Here is a 21,822-nt window from a genome sequence, read left to right as displayed (position 1 = left end):
TCCGTTCACTGTTACGGATAACGCACCCGGCGCCACACTTGCCTGGATGCTCGAGTGTGCACACCCGTTCCCGCTGGCAAGCTGCTGTGGGGATTATGGGGGAGCGGTGGAGGGTGTGGATAAAGCGGGCAAGAAGAAATCGTCGCGGACTGGATAAACGCTTGATCGGTGACGGAATTATCTTTTTCGATGATTGGCGTCGTGATTTTTCATCCACGCCAATCGCGACTGTTCGCGGGACAACACCCCCCTCTGGCCTGCCGGCCAGAGGGGGGTGCTTTCAAACTCCAACCTTCCCTCACCCTGAGGTGATAGTCCGAAGGGCGAGCCTCGAAGGGTCGAAGCACGCGCCCTACCCCGCCGACGCCAAATTCTCCTTCAGCAGCCGTTCGGCAGCGGCTCGCGCCTCGTCGGTGATCGTCGCGCCTGCCAGCATGCGGGCGATCTCTTCCTGCCGCGCTGCCTTGTCCATCTCGGCAACGCTGGTCGCCACTTTGTCGGCACCACCCGATTTCGAGATCAGGAAATGCGTGTTTGCCCGCGCCGCGACCTGCGGCGCATGGGTGACGGAAAGCACCTGCACGCGCCTGGCCAGCCGCGCCAGTCTCTGCCCGATGGCATCGGCCACCGCACCGCCGACACCGGTGTCGATTTCGTCGAAGACAAGCGTCGGCGCCGAGCCGCGGTCGGCCAGCGCCACCTTGAGCGCCAGAAGGAACCGCGACAATTCCCCTCCGGAGGCCACCTTCATCATCGGCCCTGCCCGCGTGCCGGGATTGGTGCGCACCCAGAATTCGATGCGATCGATACCCTCTTCCATGCGGTTGTCCGGCTCGCTCGCCATCTCGACCAGAAATTCAGCGCGTTCGAGCTTCAAGGCCGGAAGTTCGGCCATGACGGCGCGCACGATGCCGGCGGCGGCAGCCTCGCGCAATTCCGATAAATGTGCCGCGCACACATCATAGGCTTCACGGGCGGCGCGGGCCTGCTTTTCCAAGCCGGCCAGCCGCTCCTCGCCGGCATCGAGATCGGCAAGATCGGCGGCCATGGTGTCGCGCAATTGCGCCAGATCGTCCACCGCGACATTGTGCTTGCGCGCGACGGCTCGCAGCGCAAACAGCCGCTCTTCCGCCTTTTCCAGCCGCTGCGGATCGTACTCCGTATCGCGCAGCGCAGCCTCCACACTCTCCTGTGCGGCATCCAGCGACAGCATCGCCTCGTCCAGAGACGTGATGACCTCATCCAGCAGGCCGGGCGCTTCGTTGACCTTGCGCTGAAGCCGCCGCAGCAGGCCGGCAAGCTGCGGCAGCGGCGAACTCGGCCCCGAAAGCACGTCCTGCGCATCCCTGATTTCGGTGGCGATCTTTTCCGCCCGCATCATCGCCGTGCGCGTTTCGGCAAGATCGCTCTCCTCACCGGGTTGCGGATCTATGCGCACGAGTTCGGCGACAGAAGCGCGCAGATAATCCGCCTCGCGCGCCGCCGCCTCCACTCTGGCGCGGTGGCGCGAAAGCTCATTCTCGCAGCCGCGCCAGTGACGCCAGGCCTCGCCAACGGCGCTGGCCGCGCTCTGGTGAGCGCCAAAGGCATCCAGCAGGTCGCGATGCGCACCGGGATCGACCAGTGCGCGTTCGTCGTGCTGGCCATGGATTTCCACCAGAAGACGACCGATATCGCGCATCAGCGTCACGCTGGACGGCTGGTCGTTGACGAAGACGCGCGTGCGGCCGTCGGCATTCTGGACACGGCGCAGGATGATGTCGTCGTTTTCGTCGATCGCGTTTTCGGCCAGAAGCGCGCGCGCCGGATGGTTGCGCGGCACGTCGAACACCGCCGTCACCTGCCCCTGGGCAGCACCATGGCGTACCAGCGAGGCATCGCCGCGCGCGCCGAGCGCCAGCGAAAGCGCATCCAGAAGAATGGATTTGCCGGCACCGGTCTCCCCGGTCAATACGGACAGACCGGTGGAAAAGTCGATGTCCAGCCGTTCAATCAGGACGATATCGCGAATCGACAACCTGGAGAGCATCGCAACGCTATAGCATGGAGCCGCACAAGCGCTCCATGTGCCTTATCAGGACGCGCCGGTGATGAGCTTGCCAGCCTTGGATATCCAGGACGCGCTGTTCTCACGCGGCTGCAAGCCGTTGTTTTGCAGCAGCTTGTAGGAATCCTTGTACCACTGGCTGTCAGGATAATTGCGGCCGAGCACGGCTGCCGCCGTCTGCGCCTCGCTCGTCAGGCCCATGGCATAGTAGGCTTCGGTCAGGCGCGCCAGCGCCTCCTCGATGTGGCGGGTATTGGAATAGTTCTCAACTACATTGCGGAAGCGCTTGATGGCGGCGATATATTCGCGGCGTTCCAGATAATAGCGGCCGATCTGCATTTCCTTGCCGGCCAGTTGGTCCGTGGCGAAGCGGATCTTGGCCTTGGCGTCATCGACATATTCGGAATCCGGCCACCGCGTCACGACGTTCTGCATCGCCTGGATGCACAGGCGCGCTTCCTTCTGCTCCTGGGTGACGTCCTTGATCTGGCGATAATAGCTCAGGCCGATGATATACTGGGCATAAGCGGCGTCATCGGTCGAGGGATAGAGATTGAGGTAGCGCTTGGCGCCGGAAATCGCATCCTCGTAATTGCCCTGCCGGTAATTGGTGAAGGCGCCCATCACCATCGATTTGCGCGCCCATTCGGAATAGGGATGCTGCTGATCGACGGCGGCGAACTTTTTCGCCGCCTCGCTCAGCCGGCCGGCATTGAGATTGGCCAGGCCCTGGTTGTATAGCACGTCTCCCGGTTCCGTCTGGTCGACATAGGTGGACAGGTCGATGTCTTTTTCCGAAGACATGCAGGCCGACAAAAGCAGCGGCGCACCGACCAGCGCGCAAGCCATGAGAGCGGCTCTGGCCGGCCCCTTCACTCGATCAGCCCGTTTGGAAGTCATGCAGAATATCGCCCCTTCGGCGGATTTTCATCGTCGGCGTGCAGCCATAGCCCAAAACCGCCCTACCCAGCAACGCTATCGACAGGCAATCGCACATTTTTGTGGCAAGCCGAAAAGCTGGCCATACAGCCTGCAATCGAACTGGAGCATGGTGCAATCGGGCAACACATATTTGCGGCGAGTTGCCGACGAGGGCAGCGGTCAAATCACCCAGGGCGCGTGAACAGGTGCGCTGACGGCGCTCATCTCGAGGCCCCGCCCGCGCTCCGGCCGCGACGTCTCGACAATCTCGAACGCCGAGCGGTCGGATAACAACCGGCGCAGCGCCGCAGCATTCATCCTGTGACCGCCGCGATAGGAGCGGAAGCAGCCGATGAAGCGCGCGCCGGCCAGGGCCAGATCGCCCATCGCGTCCAGCATCTTGTGGCGTACGAATTCATTCGGATAGCGCAGCCCGCCCATATTGATGACGCGGTTGTCGTCGCCGATCACCAGCGAATTTTCGAGCGAGGAGCCGAGCGCGTAGCCCGCCGCCCACAGCCGCTCGACATCCTTCATGAAGCCGAAGGTGCGCGAGCGCGAAATCTCGGTGCGGAAGGTCTCAGCCGTAAGATCGCAGGCGAAATGCTGGCGGCCGATCGCCGGACTCTCAAAATCGATCTCGACGTCGAAGCGGGTTCCCGCATAAGGCTGGAACTCGGCCCAGGAGGCGCCGTTTTCGATGCGCACCGGCTTCAGGATACGGATGAAACGGCGCTTGACCGGCAGAATCTCGATGCCGACATGGTCCACCGCTTCAACGAACGCGGCGGCACTGCCGTCGAGGATCGGCACTTCGCCGCCGCTGATCTCGATGAAAAGATTATCGAGGCCGAGGCCGAGCACGGCCGCCATCAAATGCTCGACGGTGGCGACATGCCCACCGTTCGGATCGCCCAGCATGGTGCAGAGATCAGTGGAGCCGACCTCCGACACCAGCGCGCGGATTTCCTTGCCCTGCTGCGGCCCGTCGAGAAGCTGAAAGACAATGCCCGTGTCGGCATCCGCCGGCATAAAATTGACCGACACCGGCTTGCCACTATGCACACCCGTGCCCGAAAGCGTCACGCGCGATTTGATCGTCGTCTGATAGATATTCAAAATGAGCCCCGTACGCCCAAGCTTGCGTGCCGTCCTGACAGATTCATCATGCGGCTCTTTTCTATCGGCAGGGGCCAATCCCCACAAACCCATACCGACCTTGTTTCGCTGGCGAAGATAATGTCGGGTCCACTGAAGTCCAAATCACGCTTTCTTTCCCTGTGTAATGCCGAAAGAGTGTTGACAGGCGCTCGCAACCCCTTGTTTCAAAAGGCTTACACATAAAAACAGGCAGGCGGTGGCCCCGTCTGCCTGTTAACACATGTTACATTCCGTTAACGGATCAGTTGGCCTGGCGGCGCAGGAAGGCCGGAATCTCGAGCTGATCCTCCTCATGCGCGCGCTGAGTCGGTACCGCCAGGCGGCCGTGATCGTCAAGCTGGCCACGGCGCGGCGCGTAAAGCTGCGCGTCCTGGCTGGCGAGACGCCGCGTCTCCGGCGCGGCCTGGCGCAGTTTCGGCTCGCGCGGCTGGGCGGGCTGCAGGCGCGCCGGCTCTTCCTCGCGGCGCGTCAGGCCGTTGGTCAGGCGCTTCAGGAGTCCCATCGGGCCGCGATCCTCATGGTCGATCGGATGCGTCTTGGCTTCGACCTCGGCGCGAACGACCGGCGGGAAATCTTCGACACGCGGCATGCGCTGCGGCGCCTGCTGGACCGGTTGCGCCTGCTGCACGTCGCGGATCTGCGGTGCAGCCTGCACCGGCGCGGGCTGGGCCGGCTGGGGCGCCTGCTGTTGCAGCGGCACATGGCGAAGGTCCGGCTGCGGTGGCGGCGGCGACTGGAACAGCCTGCTGTGCGGGCGGAAATCGTCAGTCGAAGCAGCAGCTGCCGGCCGCGTTTGCGACGGCTGCCGGCTCATGGCCGCGGCGTTGGCCTCGGCCTGCTGGATCGCTTCGGCGACGGGGTCGGCCCGGACCGGCTCGGTTGCCGGTTGCACCACTGCGGCGGCGGGTTGGCGGCCCTCGGCCGCAGCCGGACGCGGCGCAACCGCTGCCTTGGCCTGCGCCGGGCGAATGGCGATCGGCGCGGCAACCATGTCGGCGGCCGACTTGTCGATGCCGGTGGCCACGACCGACACGCGGATCACGCCTTCCAGTTCCTCGTCGAAGGTAGCACCCAGAATGATGTTGGCGTCCTGATCGACCTCCTCGCGGATGCGGGTCGCCGCCTCGTCCACCTCGAACAGCGTCAGGTCGCGCCCGCCGGTGATCGAGATCAGCAAGCCCTTGGCGCCCTTCATCGAGGTCTCGTCGAGCAGCGGGTTGGCGATCGCGGCCTCTGCGGCGGCCATCGCGCGGCCCTCGCCCGATGCCTCGCCGGTTCCCATCATCGCCTTGCCCATCTCGCGCATGACCGAACGGACGTCGGCGAAATCGAGATTGATGAGGCCTTCCTTGACCATCAGGTCGGTGATGCAGGCAACACCCGAATAGAGCACCTGATCGGCCATCGCGAAGGCGTCGGCGAAGGTCGTCTTGTCATTGGCCAGCCGGAACAGGTTCTGGTTGGGAATGACGATCAGGGTGTCGACGCATTTCTGCAATTCCTCGATGCCCAGATCCGCCGTCTTCATGCGGCGCTGGCCTTCGAAATGGAACGGCTTGGTAACGACGCCGACGGTCAGAATGCCCTTTTCGCGCGCAGCGCGGGCGACCACCGGTGCGGCCCCCGTGCCGGTGCCGCCGCCCATGCCGGCGGTGACGAAGCACATATGGGTGTGGGTCAGGTGGTCGACGATCTCATCCAGGCATTCCTCGGCAGCCGCGCGGCCGACTTCCGGCTGCGAACCGGCGCCCAGCCCCTCGGTGACATGCGCGCCGAGCTGGATCAGGCGCTCCGCCTTCGACGTGGTCAGCGCCTGGGCATCGGTGTTCGCCACCACGAACTCGACGCCGCGCAAGCCCGCGGTGATCATGTTGTTGACCGCGTTGCCGCCACCGCCTCCCACACCGAAAACGGTGATGCGTGGCTTCAGCTCGGTAATGTCCGGCTTTTGCAGATTGATGGTCATAATCCTCGTCCTTTTGCCTTTTCCGCCGCTACAATTATGGGGCAGTCCCCTACAAACTCATGGCCTCAACGCCGGCCCTAAAAACTGTCTCTCAACCACTGACTCATGCGATGCAGTTTCCCACCTGTCCCCGTCATCCTGAAACGGGAAGCTCCTTGCGCAACATGGCTCTCGAAACTCGCCATTTGCGGATAAATCAAAAGCCCGACCGCCGCCGAGAAGGCCGGCCCCTTGGCCGCTTCCGGCAATCCGGCCACGCCGAGCGGCCGGCCGACGCGCACATTACGTCCGAGAATGCGCCTTGCCGCTTCCGGCAGGCCCGAAAGCTGGCTGGCGCCGCCGGTCAGGACGATGCGCCGGCCAACGACATTGCCATAGCCGGATTTGCCGATGCGCTCGCGCAACATCTCCAGCGTCTCGTCGATACGGGCGCGCACGATGCGCGTCATCACCGCACGCGGCACCTGCAAAGGCGTCTCGCCCTCTTCGCCGATCGGCTGGATGCTGATGAGGTCGCGGTCGTCGGCGCTGCCCGGCAGCGCCGAACCGTGCATGACCTTGAGCCGTTCGGCGGCGTCCAGCGTCGTCGAAAGCCCCTTGGCCAGATCCAGCGTCACATGGTTGCCGCCGACGGGAATGGAGTCGCCATGAACGAACCGGCCCTCGGCAAAGATGGAGATTGTCGTCGTTCCACCGCCCATGTCGATGCAGGCGGCGCCCATTTCCAACTCGTCGTCGACCAGCGCCGCAAGACCGCTGGCATAAGGCGTCGAAACCATGCGCTCGACCGAAAGGTGCGAACGGTTGATGGCCAGTTCGAGATTGCGCAGCGGCGCGGCATCGGCGGTCAGCACATGCATGTCCACGCCGAGTGTCTCGCCCACCATGCCGCGCGGGTCGCGCACGCCACGCTCGGCATCGAGCGAAAAACCGACCGGCAGCGAATGAACGACCTCGCGCTCGGATTTGAGCGCCTGTTTGGCGCCCGCACCGAGAACCCGCTTGATGTCGGCCTCGTCGACCTCGTGCCCGCCGAGGTTGATGGTGGCCGAAAACGACTGACTCTTCAGCCGTCCCGCCGTCATGTTGACGAAGAGTGAATCGACCGTCAGTCCCGCCATCCGTTCGGCCGCATCCACGGCGAGCCGGATGGCCTGCTCGGCGCGGTCGAGATCGATGACGACGCCGGATTTCACCCCCTGCGACTTCTGGTGGCCGATACCGATCACACGCGTCTGATGAGAGCGCCCGCGCAACAGCTTGCCGTCTTCGCATGGCTTCAATCGCGCGACAACGCAGCACACTTTGCTCGACCCGACATCGAGCACCGTCAACACGCCGGAGCGGCGCATGGAAAGATCGCCGTACCCGCTCAGCCAGCTCATATCCTCGCCTCCGCCCTGCGCTTGACAGATTTTTCCGCTTCCTTGAGCGCGGTCTGCCGGGCTTTCACCCCGTCCGGCGTCAGTTCAACAATCAGCCGGTTGGAGATGCGCATGTCCACGGTGACGATATCGCGCTCCAGAAGCCCTTTTTCATGCTCCAGGCGCACGATGTCGGCGATGGCCTGTGCTTCGTCCTCCTCCGGCAATTTCACCGTGACGCCGTTTTCCAGCCGCAGATCCCAGCGGCGCCCCCCAACGCGGATGTAGGCTTTGATCCGCGACGCGAAGTCGGGATATCTGTCGATCTCGGCGAGAAACTCAGGCGCCGGCGCCGCCGCGTCGGAACCGACCAGCAACGGCAGAAGCGCGTCCTTGCCGCCCGAATAGGGCACGATGACCCGGCCCGAGCGCTCGATCACGTCGAGCCGGGAGCCCTGCTGCAACAGCGCGAACGGCGCGCGCTCGGCGATCTTCACTTCCAGCGTATGCGGATAGACCTTGCGCACAGCCGCCCGCTCGACCCAGGGCAGTTGCGCGACGCGTTCCCTCGCCTGCCCCACATCGAAACCGATCAGCGACGTCCAACCATCGAGACCCAGCGCGCCGAGCACGTCGATCTCCGAGGTACGCTGGTTGCCGACGACCTTGATCTGATCGACGGCAAAGCCGGTGCGCGCGGTCACGCCCTGCACGAAACCGTCGAGATGGCCGCCGAGATAGCCGCCGTAAATGGAACTGGAAGCAAGCAGCACCGCCGAAAGGACGGTCGCCGAAAAAGGCGGCGCCTGGAACTCACCGTCATTGAGACGGGCGAAGAGACGCACCGGCCGGCGCAGCCAGCGCGGCAGCACGAAACGGTCAAGCGAAAGCGGCAGACCGAACAGCGCCAGCCTTGCCGCGCCACTCCTGTTCTGGCTCCACCTCAACGCAGACACGAAGCGTCCTCCACCAACCAACTCAACAGATCACCGAACGAATGCCCCGCCTGGGCTGCGATCTCAGGGACCAATGACGTCGGCGTCATGCCAGGTTGCGTATTGATCTCCAGCCAGACAAGTTCGCCATTTTCCGAATGGCGGTCGTCGTAGCGGAAGTCCGACCGGGAGACGCCCCGGCAACCGATAGCTTGATGAGCCTTGAGTGCCAGTGTCTGTATTTTTTGGTAAATATTCGGTGAAATTTTTGCCGGGCATTCGTGTTTTGAGCCGCCCGGCACATATTTCGAATCATAATCGTAGAAGGAATGGCCGGTCGGAATGATTTCGGTAACGCCGAGCGCGACGTCGCCCATCACGGCGCAGGTCAGTTCACGTCCATGAACATAGCGCTCGACCATGACGCGCTCGCCATATTTCCACTCGGTCGAGCTGATGATCTGTGGCGGATGCGACTGATCCTCCTTGACGATCACCACGCCGAAACTCGATCCTTCATTGACCGGCTTCACCACGTAGGGCGGCGGCATCGGATGCTGGTCGCGCACCGCAAAGCGGTTGATGAGCTTCGATTCCGCGACCGGAATGCCAGCGGCGGAAGCCACCGTCTTGGCCAGATCCTTGTTCATCGCCAGGGCCGAAGCCAGCACGCCCGAATGCGTGTAGGGAGCAGCCAGATATTCGAGGATTCCCTGGATAGTCCCGTCCTCGCCAAAGGGACCATGCAAGGCATTGAAGCAGACGTCAGGCTTGAGCGCGAGAAGCACCGGTCCGATATGACGCCCGACATCGACCCTCGTCACTTTATAGCCAACATCCTCAAGGGCGGCAGCGCATGCATTCCCCGACGAGAGCGACACGGGCCGTTCGGAAGAAAAACCACCCATGAGAACGGCAACGTGCTTGTTTTTCATACCCCGTCATCCCCTCTTGCGGCGGGTCGCGACATGTCTCCCTGATATTGAGTCCGAGTCTCCCGGCAGGCTACCCCCCAAGCGGAAAACGCGGTCACGCGTCGAACGACTCAAATCAGGAAACGCTCTATGCCCAAAGAATCAGAGAGTTGATTCCCTGACAAGGGCCTAGGATTCGCGGAGATTCACTTTCCGTGAAAACAGGGCAAATAATTCGCCGGAAAGGCGGCTAACCACTACAGCAACTGCCCGAGAAACTCCTGTACCTCATGGCCGGGGCGAAAATCGCCAATGCGCTTGATCTCCCAATGGAGCCGGATGCCGGAGTTTTCCAGCACGCGCGCGCGTACCGTCTCGCCGAGATATTCGAGTTCGTAACCGGTGGCCGCACCGGTGTTGATCATGAAATTGCAGTGCATGGGCGACATCTGCGCCCCGCCCACCATCAGGCCACGACAACCAGCCTTGTCGATTTCCTTCCAGGCGGACGTGCCTTCGGGATTCTTGAAGGTCGAGCCACCGGTCTTCTCGCGGATCGGCTGCACCGTCTCGCGGTGATGCTGCACGCCATCCATGGCGGCGCGGATCGTCTCGCGGTCTTGCCCGTAGCCTTCCAGCACGGCGGACGTGAAAATGAAATCCGCGGGCACGGAGGAATGGCGGTAGGCATAGCCCATATCCGCATTGGACAGCACATGCAGTCGGCCCTCACGGTCGAGCGCCCGCACCTCGACCACGCGCTCGCGAGTCTCGACGCCATTGGCGCCTGCATTCATACGCAGCGCCCCGCCGATGGCGCCGGGAATGCCGTGATAGAAATGAAAACCGCCGATGCCGGCCTCCAGTGCCGCCGCTGCAACCCGCTTGTCAGGCGTTGCCGCGCCGGCCTGGATGCGAGTGTCGGAAAGCGCCCGCGCCTCGCCGAACCCTTTGGCCGAAAGCCGTATCACGAAACCGGGAATGCCGCCGTCGCGCACCAGAAGGTTGGAGCCGATGCCGACCACCATCAGGGGAATGTCGCGCGGCACCGCCTTCAGGAAGGCGGCGAGATCTTCCTCGTCGGCGGGCTGGAACAGCGCATCGGCCATGCCGCCGGCACGAAACCAGGTGATCTTGTCCATCTCGGCGTTGGGCGTGATGCGCCCGCGCAGGCCGGCAAGCCTGTCGCCGAGTTTTGCAACAAGCGCCTCGCCACCTCCGGTCATGCGCCCTCGCCCAGTTCCTTCGGCAGCGCATAGGCCCATTGCGTGATGTTGCCGGCACCGAGGAAGACGACGAAATCGCCCGGCTTGGCGAGATCGCGCACCAGCGGCGCAATGGCCTGCGGGCCTTCGATATAGCGCGCGTCGCGATGGCCGCCAGCACGGATGCGCGAAACCAGCGCATCCGAAGTCGCCGCATCGATCGGCTCTTCGCCGGCTGAATAGACGGGCGCTATCGCCACCGTATCGGCATCGTTGAAGCAGACGGCGAAATCCTCGAACAGGTCGTGCAAACGGGTGTAGCGGTGCGGCTGGGCGATGGCGATGACGCGCCCCCTGGCCGCGCCGCGCGCCGCCTTCAGCACCGCCTTGATCTCGACCGGATGGTGGCCGTAATCGTCGAATATCTCGACACCGTTCCACGAGCCGGTGTGGGTGAAGCGGCGCTTGACGCCGCCGAAGGAGGAAAGCCCCTTGCGGATCGCGTCGGCCGAAAGGCCGAGTTCATGCGCTACTGCGATCGCCGCTGTGGCGTTGGAGACATTGTGGTGGCCGGGCATCGGCAGCCTGAGGCCTTCGATCAATGTCTGGCCGCCGCCCTTGCGCGCGCGGATGGTGACGTCGAACTCCGACGACGCGCCGTTGACGCGATGATTGACGAAGCGCACGTCGGCCTGCGCGTTCTCGCCATAGGTGATGACGCGCCGGTCGCCGATGCGTCCGACCAACGCCTGCACCTCCGGATGATCGATACACATGACGCCGAAGCCGTAGAACGGCACGTTCTCGACAAACTGCTTGAACGCATCACGCACCTTGTCGAAGGAGCCGTAATGATCGAGATGCTCGGGGTCGATATTGGTGACGACGGCAATGTCCGCCGGCAGTTTGAGGAAGGTGCCGTCGCTCTCATCGGCCTCCACCACCATCCACTCACCGTCGCCCATGCGCGCATTGGTGCCGTAGGCATTGATGATGCCGCCATTGATGACGGTCGGGTCGAGCCCGCCGGCCTCGAGCAGCGTCGCCACCATGGAGGTGGTCGTGGTCTTGCCATGCGTGCCGCCGATGGCAACGGCCTGACGGAAACGCATCAGTTCGGCCAGCATCTCGGCGCGGCGCACCACCGGCAAAAGCCGTTCGCGCGCGCCGATCAGTTCCGGATTGTCCTTCTTGATGGCGGTGGACACCACAACCACCTCGGCATCGCCGAGATTCTCTGCGCTATGGCCGACAAAGCATTCGATGCCTTTCTCGCGCAGCCGCTGCACATTGGCGCCTTCCGCCTGGTCCGATCCCTGAACCTTGTAGCCGAGATTGTGCAGCACCTCGGCAATGCCGCTCATGCCAATGCCGCCAATGCCGATGAAATGCACGAGGCCGATAGTCTGCGGCATCTTCATGCGCGCGCTTCCTTCCTGAAATCCTCAATCGATCTGCCCGAGGCAATAGCCTCTGTGAAATCGGCGAGCAACCGTACCGCTTCCGGCCGGCCCACCGACTTCGCCGCCGCGGCCATTGTCGCCAGCCGTTGCGGTTCGGCCATCGCCGCACTTAACAGCGCCGCGATCCTCTCCGTCGAAAGCGTGGATTGCGGATGCACCTCAGCCCCTCCGGCCGCCGCCAATGCCGCCGCGTTCGCCGCCTGGTCGTGGTCGAGCGCATGCGGGTAAGGCACCAGAAGCGCCGGGCGGCCGATAACCGCGATCTCCGACACCGTGGATGCGCCGGAGCGCGAAATTACCAGATGCGCCGCCGCCAGATGCGCCGCCATATCGGTGAAGAAAGGCGAGACCTCGGCACGCACCCCAAGTTCGGCATAGATCGCCTTGACCCGCTCGGCATCGTCGGCGCGCGCCTGCTGCGTCACCACCAATTGCCCGCGCGCCGGCGAAGACAGCCGCGCCACCGCCTGCGGAACGGCGTCGGAAAAGAACTTCGCGCCCTGGCTGCCGCCGAAGACGAGAAGCCGGAACGGCGTGCCGGCGGACGACGGCGCATAAGGCGTGGCGGCAGCCGCGAGCACCTGCGGCCGGACCGGATTGCCGGTAATGACGGTCCTGGCGCCGGCTACACTTTCATCTTCAGGCAGGAAGCCGCCGGCAATGGCGCTGACCCGGCTGGCCAGCGCCCTGTTCGCCCGCCCCATCACCGCGTTCTGCTCGTGGATCAGGGTTGGCACACCACGCCGCGTCGCCGCATAGAGCGGCGGTAGCGTCGGATAGCCGCCAAAGCCGACCACGGCTGCCGGCCTGATCCGGCGAATGACCGCCGACGCCTGGCGCACGCCGCCCCAGATCGTCCAGAGCGCGCGGGCGAGAGCGACGGGATTCTTCGAGCCGAACGTGGCCGAGCGGATGCGATGCACCTCTTCTGCCGGAAAATTCGCCGCAAAACGCTCGACGCGCTCATCTGTCGCCAGATGCACGCTCCAGTCGCGCTGGTTCAGCGCATGCGCCAGCGCTTCAGCCGGAAAAAGATGCCCGCCGGTTCCACCCGCCGCAAGAAGGATCGTTCCTTTGCTCATTGGCCGCGACTATTCCGCCGCCATGGTGCGCTGCACGAAATCGGCGAGTCCGAGCGATTTGCGCCGTTCCGGCTTCTTGCGTGTCAACGCCAGCACCATGCCCATCGAAAGCGCGATCGCGATCTGTGACGAGCCGCCATAGGAGATGAACGGCAAGGTCATGCCCTTGGCCGGGATGAGTTGCAGATTGACGCACATGTTGATGATTGCCTGCAGGCCGAACACCGTCACCAGTCCGCCCACCGCATAGCGGGTAAAGTCATCTTGCTCCTTGAGCGCCTTGTTCAATCCGCGGATGACGATAAAGGCAAAGATGAGCATGATGAAGAAACACAGAACCAGGCCAAACTCCTCGCCGGCTACCGCAAAGACGAAGTCGGCATGGCTGTCGGGAATAAGGCGCTTATAGGTGCCTTCGCCCGGCCCGACGCCGAACCAGCCGCCATTGATGAGCGCCTCGCGCCCCATGTCCACCTGATAGGTGTCGCCCTCGCCGGTCAGGAAGCGGTTGATGCGGCCCGAAACGTGCGGAAACACTTCATAGGCGGCGAATAGGCCCAAAACGCCGCCGGCACCCAGCAGAACGATCCATATCCATGACAGGCCGGCCATGAAGAACATGATGCCCCATGTGCCGGAAACCAGCATGGTCTGTCCGAGGTCCGGCTGCGCGATCAGAAGCGATATGACCAGCACCAAAAGGATCATGGAAAACAAATTGCCCGGAATGTCGGGCTGGCGCTTGTGCTCGGCAAACAGCCAGGCGCATACCACGACGAAAGCCGGCTTGAGGAATTCGGACGGCTGGATCGATAGCCCGATGATCGACACCCAGCGCCGCGCGCCCTTGACCTCGACGCCGATGTAAAGCACGGCCACCATCAGCACGAGCATGACGCATAAAATGGCCAGCGACAGGCGTCTGATCTGGCGCGCGTCGAGGAATGAAACGGCCAGCATCACGCCAAGCGCCGGAATGGTATAGATGATCTGGCGATCCGCGAAGTGGAAAGAATCGAGGCCGATACGTTCCGCCACCGCCGGGCTCGCGGCAAAGGAGAGCACGATGCCGAGCCCCATCAGCAACAGGAATGCGGCGAGGAACCATCGGTCTATGGTCCACCACCAGACCGCGACCGGGCTTCTGTCAAGTCGGCTTGCCTGCGCCATTTTAGACCATGCTCCCTTTGATGGGTTTCACGCCTTCGATAGCGTTCACGGCTTGCCTGAAGGCTTCGCCGCGGACCTCGAAATTCTTGAACTGATCGAAGCTGGCGCAAGCCGGTGAAAGCAGCACCACCGCCTCGCCGCACGCATCGCCGGCGGCATCGGCCGCCGCATGCTCGACAGCCGCCGCAAGCGTGCCGGCAATCTCATAAGATGCCGCTTCGCCAAGCGTCGCCGCGAAGACCGGCGCGGCCTCGCCGATCAGATAGGCTTTGGCGACGCGCGGAAAGAAGCCGCGCAGAGGCTCGATGCCGCCTTCCTTGGGCAGGCCGCCGGCAATCCAGTAGATCCGTGCAAAGCTGGAAAGAGCCGGTGCCGCCGCATCGGCGTTGGTCGCCTTGGAATCGTTGACAAACAAGATATGATCCTTGCGGCCGACCTGCTCCATCCGGTGCGCAAGACCGGGAAAGCTTTCCAGTCCGGATTGGATTTCGCCAAGCTCAAGCCCGACCTTGAGACAGGCGGCGACCGCCGCGAGCGCATTCTGCGCATTATGCTGGCCGCGCAGTGAACCAATGCCTTCGAGGAAGGCGATGCGGCTGTAGCGGCCGTCGATGGCTTCCATGAGATTGCTGCCATCCGCGAAATAGCCATCGGCCAGAGGCAGCCGCTTGGAAATGCGCACCACCGGCTTGCCGGCGCGCTCCAGCCGGTCGGCGATCTGCGCGCACCAGGAATCGTCAACGCCGATGATCGCCGTCTCCGATCCGGCCACCAGCCGTTCCTTGATCAAGGCGTAGTGCTGCATGGTGCCGTGGCGGTCGAGATGGTCCGGCGTCAGGTTGAGCAGGATGCCGGCAGTCGGATTGATCGAGGGCGCGAGATCGATCTGGTAGGAGGAGCATTCCACGACATAGTTGCGATCCGGCGCCAGCGGATCAAGCGTCATCACCGCACGGCCGATATTGCCGCCCATCTGGGCATCGCGGCCCGCCGATTTCAGGATATGGGCGGCGAGCGCCGTAGTCGTCGATTTGCCGTTGGTGCCGGTTATGGCAATGAACGGCGCGGTCGGGGCCTGTCGTGTGCGCTCGCGCACGAAAAGCTCGACATCGCCGATGATTTCGACGCCCGAGCCGCGTGCAAGCTCCACCGTCCAGTGCGGCTTGGGATGGGTAAGCGGCACGCCGGGCGACAATACCAGGGAGGCAAAATTGCCCCAGTCCTCGGCGCGCAGATCGGCGGTGCCGATGCCCTCGGCCTGAGCCTTGGTCACGCTGCCGGGATTGTCGTCCCAACCGACAACATCGGCACCTCCCTCGATGAGCGCGCGCGCCGTGGCGACGCCCGAACCGCCGAGCCCGAACAGGGCGACGCGCTTGCCGGAAAATGACGTGGCGGGGATCATCGCGACCGCGATCCTATCTGAGCTTGAGGGTGGAAAGGCCGATCAATGCCAGCATCACCGCGATGACCCAGAAGCGGATCACCACCTGGCTTTCGGTCCAGCCAAGCTTCTCGAAATGATGGTGGATCGGCGCCATCAGGAAGACGCGCCTGCCGGTCATCTTGAAATAGCCGACCTGGATGATGACCGAAAGGATTTCCAGTACGAACAGGCCGCCGACAATGACCAGCACGATCTCGTGCTTGGTCGAGACGGCCACCGTGCCGATCAAGCCACCCAGCGCCAGTGAACCCGTGTCGCCCATGAAGATCGCCGCCGGCGGCGCGTTGAACCACAGAAAGCCGAGGCCCGCACCGATAACCGCGCCGAGGATCACCGACAGTTCGCCGGTGCCGGGCACGAAATGAATTTGCAGATATTCGGCGAACACCGCGTTGCCGGACAGATAGGCGATGACGCCGAAGGATGCGGCCGCGATCATGATCGGCACGATCGCCAGCCCGTCGAGACCGTCGGTCAGGTTCACGGCATTGCCGGCGCCCACCATGACGAAGGCGCCGAAGGGAATGAAGAACCAGCCGAGATTGATCAAGAATTCCTTGGCGAAGGGAAATGTGAGCGACGAGGAAAACGGCTCCTGGCCGTTATGCATGATGATCCATGCGGCAATGCCGGCGATGACGAATTCGAGCGCCAGCCGCGCCTTGCCGGAAAAGCCCAGATGCGATTGTTTCGTCACCTTGAGATAGTCGTCATAAAAACCGATGCCGCCGAAGCCGAGCGTCACCAGAAGCACGACCCAGACATAGACACTGGACAGGTTCGCCCACAGCAGCGACGAAATGATGATGCCGGTGAGCATCATCAGCCCGCCCATGGTCGGCGTGCCGGCCTTCTTGAAATGGGTCTGCGGTCCGTCGGCGCGGATCGGCTGGCCCTTGCCCTGACGCAGCCTGAGTGAATTGATGATGGCCGGGCCGAAAATGAAAACGATCAGCGCGGCAGTGATCAGCGCGCCGCCGGTTCGAAAGGTGATGTAGCGGAAGACGTTGAAGACCGTGATCTGGTCTGCGAAGTCGACAAGAAGCGTAAGCATGCGGTTTCGTCCCCCGATTCCGCCTAAATGTCTGGCTGCCCGACGCGCTGCGCCGGAAATGTCTTGAGCATGGCCTCGACCAGTCTGGAAAAGCCGATACCCTTGGATGACTTGACCATGACCACGTCGCCCGGCCTGATCGCATCCAGAAGCATCGGTTTGAGTTCGTCGGCGCTGTCGCGGTGCTCGACTGCAACATCACTCGGCAGGGCATCCGTCAGCGCCCTCATCTCCGGCCCGCCGAGAAACGCGACATCGACGTTCGCATCGGTGACGAAATTGGCCAGCGCGGCATGCAGCTTGGCCGAATGCGAGCCGAGTTCCAGCATATCGCCCAGCACGGCGATGCGGCGGCCATCGCCGGAAACCGGCGTCGTGGCCAAAAGGTCCAGCGCCGCCTTCATCGAGGTCGGATTGGCGTTGTAGCTTTCGTCGATAAGGGTAAAGGGCCCTTCGGGATGCGCCAGGACATGACGCTGCCCCCGCCCTCTCTCCGGCGCCAGATCGCCCAGCGCCTGCGCGGCGCGCGCGACATCGGCGCCGGCAAGATGCACGACCCCCAACACGGCCAATGCGTTTTGCGCGATATGGCGGCCCGGCGCGCCGATCCGCGCGACAACCTCTTGCCCGGCAATTTTCGCCGTCATGATCGAGTGATCGGCATCGAGCACGCAATTCATAAGCCGATAGGTGGCGCGCGTGTTCTCGCCGAAGCCGTAGAGGTGTTCGATGCCGGCTTCACGCGCCATCTTTCCCAGCAGGCGCGAACGCGGATCGTCACGGTTGAGCAGCGCTGCCCCGCCCCGCACCACGCCCTCGAAGATTTCGGCCTTGGCCTTGGCGATTTCGTCGAGGTTGCGGAAAAAACCGAGATGCGCCGGGGCGATGATCGTGATCAACGCAATATGCGGACGCACCATCCTGACCAGCGGACGGATCTCACCGGGATGGTTCATGCCGATCTCGAACACGGCATAATCGCAATCCTCGGGCATGCGCGCCAAAGTCAGCGGCACGCCCCAATGATTGTTGAAGGATTTGTCCGAGACATGCACCTTGGCCTGTGCGGCAAGCACATGGCGCAGCGCCTCCTTGGTGGTGGTCTTGCCGACGGAACCCGTCACGGCGATGATCTTTGCCTTTGTGCGTGCCCGTGCGGCGACGCCGAGCTTGACCATCGCTTCCAGCACGTCCGGCACGACGATCATCGGCGCGGTCAGCCGGCCGAGCGCCGGCAATCGCCCCTGCGCCACCACCAGCACGCCCGCGCCCGCCTTGGTGGCGGCGGTCGCGAAATCATGGCCGTCCATCGTCTCGCCCTTGATTGCGAAGAAAGCCTCACCGGGTTTCAGCGTGCGGCTGTCGATGGAAATTCCGGTGATACCCTGCGGCAGCTGACCGAGCGGCCGCCCGTCCATGGCCGCGACCAGCGCATCCGAGGTCCAGAGCATGCTCATGCGCCGGTTTCCTCCAATACCATTCCGAGCGCCGCGCGCACCGCCTCATGATCAGAGAACGGCAGGGTCCGGTCGCCAACGGTCTGTCCTTCTTCATGCCCCTTGCCGGCAACGATCAGCGTATCGCCTGCATGCAACATGCCGACCGCCTCTTCGATTGCCTGGCGGCGGTCGCCGATCTCGATGGCATCGGGCGCTGCCGCCAGGATAGCCGCGCGGATTTCGGCCGGCGCCTCCGAGCGCGGATTGTCATCGGTAACGACGACGACATCGGCAAGGCGCGTGGCAATCTCGCCCATGATCGGGCGCTTGCCGCGGTCACGGTCGCCGCCGCAGCCGAACACCACCACCACGCGGCCGGTGGTGAAGGGCCGCACGGATGCCAGCACATTTTCCAGCGCGTCGGGCTTGTGGGCATAATCGACATAGACCGGCGCGCCCTCAGTCGTGGTGCCGACAAGATCGAGCCGCCCCGGCGCGCCTTTCAATTTTTCCAGTGCGTGCAAGGCCTTGGCCGCCGGCGTTCCGGTAGAGATCGCAAGCCCTGCCGCCACCAGCGCATTGAAAATCTGGAAATCGCCGGCCAGCGGCAGATCGATTTCGTAAAGCGTGCCTCCGGCCTCGATCTCCGCGCGCTGGCGATGCCGCTCATGCTCGACGCGCTTGAGTTGCAGGAAGGCCCCGCCCCTGCCAACGGTCAGAACATCCAGCCCGGCCGCCCTTGCCGCCCGCACCGTCAGCTCCGACCAGGCGTCGTCGGCAAAGATCACGGCCGGCGCGCCCTTCGGCAGAAGCGTATCGAACAGCCGCAGCTTGGCGCGGTGATAGTCCTCCATCGTCGGATGATAATCCATATGGTCGCGGCCAAGATTGGTGAAGGCGCCGGCGGCCAGCCGCACGCCGTCGAGCCGGCGCTGGTCGAGGCCATGGCTGGACGCCTCCATCGCCGCGTGGGTAACGCCCGCCTCGGCGAGTTCGGCGAGCAGCCGATGCAGCGCCACCGGATCGGGCGTCGTCAACGAACCGTAATCGTTGCGGCCGGGCGCCACCACGCCCGTCGTGCCGATCGACGCCGCAGCAAGGCCAGCGTGCTCCCATATCTGGCGCGTGAAGGCGGCAACGGAAGTCTTGCCGCTGGTGCCCGTCACCGCGACCATGGTTTCAGGCTGGCGGCCGAAGAAGCGTGCCGCCGAAAGCGCAAGGGCCAGCCTTGGATCGTCGGCACTCATCACCGGCACACCCAAGCCTTCCAGCGCCGCACCCGGCGCGGCCACCACGGCCACGGCCCCGCGGGCCACCGCATCGGCGGCAAAGCGCGCGCCATCGGCCTTCGTGCCGGCCAGCGCGAAGAACACCATGCCGGGACCGATCTGCCGCGAATCGGCGGAAAGTCCGGCCACGTCCACATCCAGGGCGCTTGTCCCCTTGGCAGGCAGGACACCGGCTAGGTCTTTGAGCTTCATGGAAATCCAGTCATCGCAACGAATTGGGGCGCGCCACGCCGCTTGGCCGGGCAGGCAGGGGGTGAGTATCGACGCCGTTCAAGAATCATTCATACGAAACCAGCGTTGCCGCATCTTCATGGCTGAAATCTGGCTTCACACCAAGCATGGCAGCCGAGCGGGCGATGATGTTGTGGGCAATGACGCCAGCGTTCCAAGCCGCCGTTTCTCCCATGCCGGGCTTTTCCGCTTTCGGCTCGTCGGCGATGGTGAGCACGATATATTCCGGATCATCCATCGGAAACGCGGCCACGAAAGCATTGAAATTCTTATCGTGCGAATAGCGTCCGTTGACCACCTTCTCGGCCGTGCCGGTCTTGCCGCCGACCCGATAGCCCGGAACAAGCGCCTTGCGGCCGGAACCCTTCACCGCATTGAGCCGGTAGACATAGCGCATGGCGCTCACAGTGCTGTCCTTCACCACGCGCTTCGCCACCTCCATCGCCTCCTGCGGGGTGCGCATCAGGAATGTCGGTTCGATCAGGAAACCGCTCATCAGCGCAGCGCAGCCCACCGCGGTCTGGAGCGGGGTGGTCGAGACGCCGTGACCGAAGGCAATGGTGATGGAGTTGATCTTCTTCCACACTTTCGGCTCGGTCGGACGGGCCACTTCGGGCAGTTCCGTATCCATTCGTTCGAGGATCCCGAGACGATGCAGGAATTCGCGATGCCCGTCGATGCCGACGACATCGGCCTCCCGCGCAGAGCCGATATTGGACGAGTAGATAAAGATCTCCGGAATTGTCAGCCAGCGATGCTTGCCATGGAAGTCATGGATGGTCTGGCCGGCGATGCGCAGCGGCTTGGTGGCGTCGAGCTTGGTGTCCATCGTCACCTTGCCGGAATCCAGCGCCATGGCGGTGGTGAAGCTCTTGAAGGTCGAGCCCATTTCGTAGAGGCCGGCGGACATGCGGTTCAGCCGATCCTTATCCTCGACATTATACGGATTGTTCGGGTCGAAATCCGGCACCGAGGCCATGGCCAGCACTTCACCGGTCTTGATGTTGAGCACGACCGCACCGGCGGCAATTGCATGATAGCGCGCCATTCCGGCCGTGATTTCATCATGCACCACATGCTGAACCCTGAGGTCGATCGACAGGCGAACCGGTTTCATGTCCGTGGCCAACCCCACCGACTGGAGATCGGTCAGGCCCTGATCGTCCAGGTATTTCTCCATGCCGGAGATACCTTTGTTGTCGATATTGGTGAGTCCGACCACATAACCCGATGTCGAACCGCTCGGATAAAACCTGCGCTTTTCGCTGCGGAAACCAACACCGGGAATGCCGAGCGCGAAGATTTCGCTTTGCTGCTTCGGTGTAAGTTGGCGCCGCAGCCACACGAAACCCGCACCGCTCTTCAGCTTGCGGTAAGCCTGCTCGTAGTCGATGTCGGGAAGCACGGTCGCGAGTTTCTCGATCGCCTCGTCGGCGTCGACGATACGGCGCGGTTCGGCATACAGCGAGAACGTCTTGATATCGGTGGCCAGCACCTCGCCGTTGCGGTCGAGAATATCCGGGCGCGAGGCGGTGACGCGGCTTTGCGGCGGCCCTGAATCGTCGATATCCTTAAGGCCGAAATAGACCAGCCGCCCGGCAATCGTGGCGTAGATGGCGAAGAAAACCGCAATGGTCATCGCGACGCGCGCGCGGCCATTGCCTCCCGATGCCTTGCGGGCGCTGTCCACCACGATGGAACCGTCGTCCGCTGTCGTCGTACCGCGTTTCAGCGGCTTGCCGAGCTTTCCGATCATTGACCGATGCTCCCGGTCACGATCGCATCTGTGTCGCTGCCATTGCCGGCGACCCTGCCCGAACGGGCGACCAGTTGCTCGATGGTCAGGGGCTTGACGGGAAGCGTGTCGATCCCGCTGAACTGATGCGGATCAACGGGAACGAGACCGAGTTGGTCCTGGTAAAGTTCAGTGAGTTGCTGCAAGCGGGCGGGTTGGGTAAGAAGGCTCCAATCGGCCTTCAAAAGATCGATCGTATCCTCTTCAGTATGGATCTGTGCCTGCAACTTCTGCACCATTTCCATCTGGTTCTCGGCATCGCGCTTGATCTTGTAGGTCATGGCGGCGGCTGAAACCATTACGGCGATCAGGATAATATCTGTGGTGCGAAACACGCGC

Annotated in this window: 18 protein-coding genes; 1 reads left to right on the top strand and 17 read right to left on the bottom strand. The window is 63.3% G+C overall.

All coding sequences use genetic code 11. The features are described from left to right. Positions 1 to 352: 352 nt before the first annotated feature. Both recN and BFN67_RS00470 read right to left on the bottom strand, forming a co-directional pair. Positions 353 to 2,029, bottom strand: a complete 1,677-nt coding sequence (gene recN, locus BFN67_RS00475) for a DNA repair protein RecN (RefSeq protein WP_080917627.1) — start codon at positions 2,027 to 2,029, stop codon at positions 353 to 355. Positions 2,030 to 2,074: 45 nt separating this feature from the next. Further along, positions 2,075 to 2,896: an outer membrane protein assembly factor BamD gene (locus tag BFN67_RS00470; protein ID WP_425349726.1), complete on the bottom strand. Its 822-nt coding sequence runs from the start codon at positions 2,894 to 2,896 to the stop codon at positions 2,075 to 2,077. 49 nt (positions 2,897 to 2,945) lie between these two features. On the opposite strand from BFN67_RS00470, the gene BFN67_RS23795 reads away from it, so the two are divergent. Then, a complete protein-coding gene (locus BFN67_RS23795) occupies positions 2,946 to 3,170 on the top strand; it encodes a hypothetical protein (protein ID WP_139788964.1) in 225 nt (74 codons plus the stop codon). Here the strand turns inward: BFN67_RS23795 and lpxC are convergent. From lpxC to ftsL, 15 genes are all read right to left on the bottom strand, one after another. Further along, entirely contained in the window at positions 3,149 to 4,087 is a 939-nt protein-coding gene (gene lpxC / locus BFN67_RS00465) for a UDP-3-O-acyl-N-acetylglucosamine deacetylase (RefSeq protein ID WP_245295116.1), read from the bottom strand. The two genes, BFN67_RS23795 and lpxC, sit on opposite strands and share 22 nt — an antisense overlap. Positions 4,088 to 4,370: 283 nt before the next feature. Further along, complete coding sequence (gene ftsZ / locus BFN67_RS00460) at positions 4,371 to 6,095, bottom strand: cell division protein FtsZ (RefSeq protein ID WP_080917624.1); 1,725 nt, start codon at positions 6,093 to 6,095, stop codon at positions 4,371 to 4,373. Between the two features lie 77 nt (positions 6,096 to 6,172). Continuing rightward, entirely contained in the window at positions 6,173 to 7,480 is a 1,308-nt protein-coding gene (gene ftsA, locus BFN67_RS00455) for a cell division protein FtsA (protein ID WP_080917623.1), read from the bottom strand. Then, a complete protein-coding gene (locus BFN67_RS00450; protein WP_080917622.1) occupies positions 7,477 to 8,415 on the bottom strand; it encodes a cell division protein FtsQ/DivIB in 939 nt (312 codons plus the stop codon). Before BFN67_RS00450 ends, ftsA begins: the two co-directional genes overlap by 4 nt. After that, positions 8,403 to 9,329 carry a D-alanine--D-alanine ligase gene (locus BFN67_RS00445; RefSeq protein WP_080917621.1) on the bottom strand — a complete coding sequence of 309 codons (927 nt, stop codon included), beginning with the start codon at positions 9,327 to 9,329 and terminating at the stop codon, positions 8,403 to 8,405. Before BFN67_RS00445 ends, BFN67_RS00450 begins: the two co-directional genes overlap by 13 nt. Positions 9,330 to 9,565: 236 nt before the next feature. Further along, the gene (murB, locus tag BFN67_RS00440) at positions 9,566 to 10,534 is read right to left on the bottom strand and encodes a UDP-N-acetylmuramate dehydrogenase (protein ID WP_080917620.1); all 969 of its coding nucleotides are present in this window, start codon (positions 10,532 to 10,534) and stop codon (positions 9,566 to 9,568) included. Then, a complete protein-coding gene (murC, locus tag BFN67_RS00435) occupies positions 10,531 to 11,934 on the bottom strand; it encodes a UDP-N-acetylmuramate--L-alanine ligase (RefSeq protein ID WP_080917619.1) in 1,404 nt (467 codons plus the stop codon). Before murC ends, murB begins: the two co-directional genes overlap by 4 nt. Then, positions 11,931 to 13,058, bottom strand: a complete 1,128-nt coding sequence (gene murG, locus BFN67_RS00430) for an undecaprenyldiphospho-muramoylpentapeptide beta-N-acetylglucosaminyltransferase (protein ID WP_080917618.1) — start codon at positions 13,056 to 13,058, stop codon at positions 11,931 to 11,933. The genes murC and murG overlap by 4 nt, the downstream gene beginning before the upstream one ends. Before the next feature lie 9 nt (positions 13,059 to 13,067). Then, positions 13,068 to 14,228, bottom strand: coding sequence for a putative lipid II flippase FtsW (gene ftsW, locus BFN67_RS00425; RefSeq protein ID WP_080917617.1), 1,161 nt, complete (start codon positions 14,226 to 14,228; stop codon positions 13,068 to 13,070). A 1-nt stretch (position 14,229) separates the two neighbouring features. Then, a complete protein-coding gene (murD, locus tag BFN67_RS00420; RefSeq protein WP_080917616.1) occupies positions 14,230 to 15,633 on the bottom strand; it encodes a UDP-N-acetylmuramoyl-L-alanine--D-glutamate ligase in 1,404 nt (467 codons plus the stop codon). A gap of 13 nt (positions 15,634 to 15,646) precedes the next feature. Further along, positions 15,647 to 16,729 (bottom strand): phospho-N-acetylmuramoyl-pentapeptide-transferase, encoded by a 1,083-nt coding sequence (gene mraY / locus BFN67_RS00415; protein WP_080917615.1) that lies wholly within the window; start codon positions 16,727 to 16,729, stop codon positions 15,647 to 15,649. Between the two features lie 23 nt (positions 16,730 to 16,752). Further along, positions 16,753 to 18,186: a UDP-N-acetylmuramoylalanyl-D-glutamyl-2,6-diaminopimelate--D-alanyl-D-alanine ligase gene (locus BFN67_RS00410; protein WP_080917614.1), complete on the bottom strand. Its 1,434-nt coding sequence runs from the start codon at positions 18,184 to 18,186 to the stop codon at positions 16,753 to 16,755. Next, entirely contained in the window at positions 18,183 to 19,649 is a 1,467-nt protein-coding gene (locus BFN67_RS00405; protein WP_080917613.1) for a UDP-N-acetylmuramoyl-L-alanyl-D-glutamate--2,6-diaminopimelate ligase, read from the bottom strand. The genes BFN67_RS00410 and BFN67_RS00405 overlap by 4 nt, the downstream gene beginning before the upstream one ends. A gap of 85 nt (positions 19,650 to 19,734) precedes the next feature. Next, the gene (locus tag BFN67_RS00400; protein ID WP_080917612.1) at positions 19,735 to 21,444 is read right to left on the bottom strand and encodes a peptidoglycan D,D-transpeptidase FtsI family protein; all 1,710 of its coding nucleotides are present in this window, start codon (positions 21,442 to 21,444) and stop codon (positions 19,735 to 19,737) included. After that, positions 21,441 to 21,818, bottom strand: a complete 378-nt coding sequence (gene ftsL, locus BFN67_RS00395; RefSeq protein ID WP_080917611.1) for a cell division protein FtsL — start codon at positions 21,816 to 21,818, stop codon at positions 21,441 to 21,443. Before ftsL ends, BFN67_RS00400 begins: the two co-directional genes overlap by 4 nt. Positions 21,819 to 21,822 lie beyond the last annotated feature (4 nt).

This window comes from Manganibacter manganicus, assembly GCF_002075885.1.
Lineage (GTDB): Bacteria > Pseudomonadota > Alphaproteobacteria > Rhizobiales > Rhizobiaceae > Mesorhizobium > Mesorhizobium manganicum.
The sequence above is the reverse complement of the archived record's forward strand: the minus strand, read 5'-3'. Positions and strand labels throughout refer to the sequence as shown.